This window comes from Gemmobacter sp., assembly GCF_016792925.1.
In the GTDB taxonomy this organism is placed as follows: Bacteria; Pseudomonadota; Alphaproteobacteria; order Rhodobacterales; family Rhodobacteraceae; genus Gemmobacter.
Genome location: NZ_JAEULU010000270.1, coordinates 1 through 4,152 on the forward strand (window position 1 = coordinate 1; position 4,152 = coordinate 4,152).

General features: G+C 70.4%; 3 protein-coding genes and 1 pseudogene. All 4 read left to right on the top strand.

What is annotated here, in order from left to right; translation table 11 throughout:
* Positions 1-145: 145 nt before the first annotated feature.
* Positions 146-1,051, top strand: a complete 906-nt coding sequence (locus JNN06_RS12900; RefSeq protein ID WP_291240000.1) for an FAD:protein FMN transferase — start codon at positions 146-148, stop codon at positions 1,049-1,051.
* 154 nt (positions 1,052-1,205) lie between these two features.
* Positions 1,206-2,264: a quinolinate synthase NadA gene (gene nadA / locus JNN06_RS12905; RefSeq protein ID WP_291240001.1), complete on the top strand. Its 1,059-nt coding sequence runs from the start codon at positions 1,206-1,208 to the stop codon at positions 2,262-2,264.
* The gene (locus JNN06_RS12910; protein ID WP_366812829.1) at positions 2,150-3,832 is read left to right on the top strand and encodes an L-aspartate oxidase; all 1,683 of its coding nucleotides are present in this window, start codon (positions 2,150-2,152) and stop codon (positions 3,830-3,832) included. Before nadA ends, JNN06_RS12910 begins: the two co-directional genes overlap by 115 nt.
* Positions 3,822-4,152, top strand: a pseudogene (locus JNN06_RS12915) (nicotinate-nucleotide diphosphorylase (carboxylating)); the annotation flags it as partial. The gene JNN06_RS12910 and the pseudogene JNN06_RS12915, both read left to right, overlap by 11 nt.

Sequence of the window (4,152 nt, forward strand, 5' to 3'; positions counted from 1 at the left end):
GTTCGCGCGGCGCCATGGCGGCACGGTCATGGCGCTGGAGGCCATTCCCGACAGTCTTGTCACCCTCGCCAGCCCGGCGCTGGCCGAGGATCCCGATTATGAAACCCGTCTGCGCGCCTTGTCGCAGCAAGCCGGAGGCTAAGCCATGCTGACGCGCCGTCGTTTCCTGACCCTCACCGCAGCCCTGCCGCTGGCCTCGGTGCCAGCGCATCGGGCCGGGGCCGCGCCGCTGCATGTCGCCACTGGGCACGCCCTGGGCGCCCGGGCCACGCTGCGCCTTGCCCATCCCGATGCCCCGGCGATGGCCGCGCGGGCCTTTGCCGAGATCGCCCGGCTGGAGGATGTGTTCAGCCTCTATCGCCCGCAATCGGCGCTGATGCGGTTGAATGCGGCGGGCTTTTTGCCTGATCCGCCCTTTGAGCTGCTGGAATGCCTGACCTTGGCGGGCCGCGTTCATGCAGCCAGCGGTGGGCGCTTTGATCCGACGGTGCAGCCGCTTTGGGCGCTGCATGCCGCGGCAGCGGTCACCGGGCGCCTGCCCGACCCAGCCGCGCTGGCCGCCGTGCCGCGCGGCTGGGCACGTGTCGCGCTGGCGACGGATCAGATCCGGCTGGAGCCCGGCATGGCGCTGACCCTGAACGGCATCGCGCAGGGCTATATCGCCGACCGGATCGCCGCCCTGCTGGAGGCCGAGGGCCTGAGCGATGTGCTGATCGACACCGGCGAATTGCGCGCGCCGGGCAAGGGCGCGCAGGATCGGGTCTGGCCGGTGCGGCTGCCGGATGGCCGCAGCCTGCCGCTGCACGGGCGGGCTCTCGCCACCTCGGCGCCCAAGGGGACCACCTTTGACGCTCAGGCGCAGCGCAGCCACATTCTCGATCCGCGCAGCGGCAACCCGACGGCCGCGGCCTGGCGCGCCGTCTCCATCGCCGCCCCGAGGGCCGCGCTGGCCGATGCGCTGTCAACAGCGGCCTGCCTCATGCCGCAACGCGCCGAAATCGAGGCACTATGCGCGGAATTTGACGGCTGCGCCATGGTGGCGCTGGTGTAGGTCGCGCCGCCGCCTTGGGCTGCGTTGCCCGCCCAAGATTGTTTGTATAGAAACAAAAAATACTTGAAATTCAATATCTTGCAAATTTCAGCGCGCCGCTGTAGCTGTGGCGCGCTGCGCCTTGCTTGCCCCACTCTTGCCGAACGGATGCCCCATGTCACCCAGCCTGCCCGACATCCGCGCGACCTTGCAGGGCGCCTATGACCTCGCCCCCTCCATGGCCGCGGCCGAGGCCACGCGTGACCTCCATGCCCGCATGGCGCGGGTGGTGCCTTTGGCCGATTGGGCCCGCCATGCCCCCTATGTTCTGGCGATCAACCGCCTGAAACAGCAGCGCGGCGCGGTGGTGCTGGCGCATAATTACATGACGCCGGAAATCTATCACGGCATCGCCGATGTGGTAGGCGACAGCCTGCAACTCGCCATTGCCGCCACAAGGGTCGAGGCGCCGGTGATCGTGCAATGCGGGGTGCATTTCATGGCCGAGACCTCGAAAATCCTCAACCCGGGCAAGACCGTTCTGATGCCCGATATGGGCGCGGGCTGTTCGCTGGCCGAGGCGATCACCGCAGAGGGCATCGCCGAGATGCGCGCCCGCCATCCGGGGGTGCCGGTGGTCAGCTATGTGAACACCACGGCGGCGGTGAAGGCGGCCTCGGATGTGTGCTGCACGTCCTCCAACGCGGTGCAGATCGTGCGCGCCCTGCCCGGCGATACGGTGATCATGACGCCAGACAAGCATCTGGCACAGAATGTGGCGAGGTTGGTGCCCGAGAAACGCATCATCTGGTGGGATGGCGCCTGCATCGTGCATGAGCGTTTCACGGCACAGGATCTGCGCGAGTTCCGCGCCTTCCAGCCCGATACCACCATCATCGCCCATCCCGAATGCCCGGCGGATGTGGTGGCCGAGGCCGATTTCACCGGCTCGACCGCCGGGATCATTGATTTCGTGGCGCGCCAGCGGCCCGCCAAGGCGCTGCTGGTCACCGAATGCTCCATGGCCTCCAATATCGCGGATGCGCACCCGGATGTGGAGTTTGTCGGCCCCTGCAACATGTGCCCCTATATGAAGATGATCACGCTGGAGAAGGTGCTGTGGTCGCTGCACAGCATGACCACGCCGGTCGAGGTGGCGCCCGAGGTCATCGCCCCGGCGCGGGCGGCGGTGGAGCGGATGATCACGCTGTCCAGCGCGCGGTCGGCGGCGTGATGGCGGCAGAGGCGCAGCATACGGGCCGCATTGTCATTCTGGGCGCTGGCATCGCCGCGCTGACGGCGGCGCTGCGGCTGGCCCCCTGCCCGGTTCTGGTGATCTCGCCCGCGCCTTTGGGGCAAGGTGCCGCTTCCGCACTGGCACAGGGCGGTGTGGCGGCGGCCTTGGGGGCGGGCGACAGTGTGGCGGCGCATGTCGCCGATACGCTGGAGGCCGGGGCGGGCATCGTGGATGGCCTTATGGCCGGGATCGTGGCCGAGGCGGCGCCCGGGTGCGTGGCGGCCTTAGCGGCGGGCGGCGTGGCGTTCGACCGGACACCCGCCGGCGATTACGCCCTGTCGCAAGAGGCTGCCCATAGCCAGCCCCGCGTCGCGCGGGTCGAGGGCGACCGCACCGGCGCGGCCATCCTTTCGGCGCTGATTGCGGCGGTGCGCCAGGCGCCTTCGGTGCAGGTGGTCGAGGGCCTCGCGGCCGAGCGGCTGGAGGTGACGGCGGGAAGGGTCACCGGGGTCTGGCTGGGCCAGCCGGGCCGGGTGGCGCGGCTGATCCGGGCGCCGGCGATCCTGCTCGCCTCGGGCGGGGCTGCCGGGCTTTACACCGTCACCACCAATCCGGGCCATATACGCGGCCAGGGGCTTGGCATGGCGGCGCGGGCGGGGGCGGCGGTGGCCGATGCCGAATTCGTGCAGTTTCACCCCACCGCCCTGCATGTCGGCGGTGATCCGGCCCCCCTGCTGACCGAGGCGCTGCGCGGCGAGGGCGCGCGGCTGGTGAACCGGCTGGGCGTCCCCTTCATGGCGGGCCAGCACAAGGCCGCCGAGCTGGCCCCGCGCGACATTGTGGCCCGCGCTGTCTATGCCCAATCGCAGGCCGGGCTGGCGCCTGCGCTGGATGCCCGCGCGATCTTTGCGCCCGGCGGGCCTGCGCATTTCCCCACGGTCAGCGCCGCCTGCGCCCGCGCCGGGCTTGACCCCGCGCGCGATCTGCTGCCCGTCGCGGCGGCGGCGCATTATCACATGGGGGGCGTGGCCTGTGATGCGCAGGGCCGCAGTTCGCTGCCGGGGCTTTGGGTGGCGGGCGAGGTCGCCTCGACCGGGCTGCATGGCGCCAATCGCCTGGCCTCGAACGGCTTGCTGGAGGCGATGGTGATGGCCGGGCGCGCGGCGCAGGACATTGCCGCGGAACGGGCTTGGTCCCCGGAACCCGAGCTTGCCGTCCCGCCGCTGCCCCCGGCGGCTGCGCTACCCGACGAGGCCCCGCTGATCCGCCGCCTGCGCGCGCTGATGACCGAGGGCTGTGGCGTGATCCGCGACGGATCTGGATTGCGCCATGCGCTTGACGCTTTGCGCGCGCTGGACCAGCAGGCCCAGACCGACTCTGCGAAGAACATGGTGGCCGCCGCCACCCTGATTGCCGCCGCCGCGCTGCTGCGCTGCGAAAGCCGGGGCGGCCATTTCCGCGCCGATCACCCCCAACCCGACCCCGAACTTGCCCGCCGCAGCCGCCTGTTTCTGGCCGATGCCCTGGCGCTGCGTGATGAAAAGGTGCCTGCTGATGTTGCCTGACCTGCTGCTGGAACCCCTTGTGCGCCATGCGCTGACCGAAGATCTTGGGCCGATGGGGGATGCCACCGTGGCCGCCGTCATCGCCCCCGGCCTGCGCTATGCGGCGCGGCTGAATGCGCGCGGGGCGGGCGTGGCCTCGGGGCTGCAAGTGGCGGCGATGGCCTTCCGGCTGGTCGATCCCGGCTTGCAGATCACGCCGCTGGTGGCCGATGGCGCTCCTTTCGCGCCGGGCGAAACCCTGATGCGGATCGAAGGCTCTGCCGCCTCGATCCTGATGGCCGAGCGGGTGGCGCTGAACTTTGCCGGGCGGCTGTCGGGCA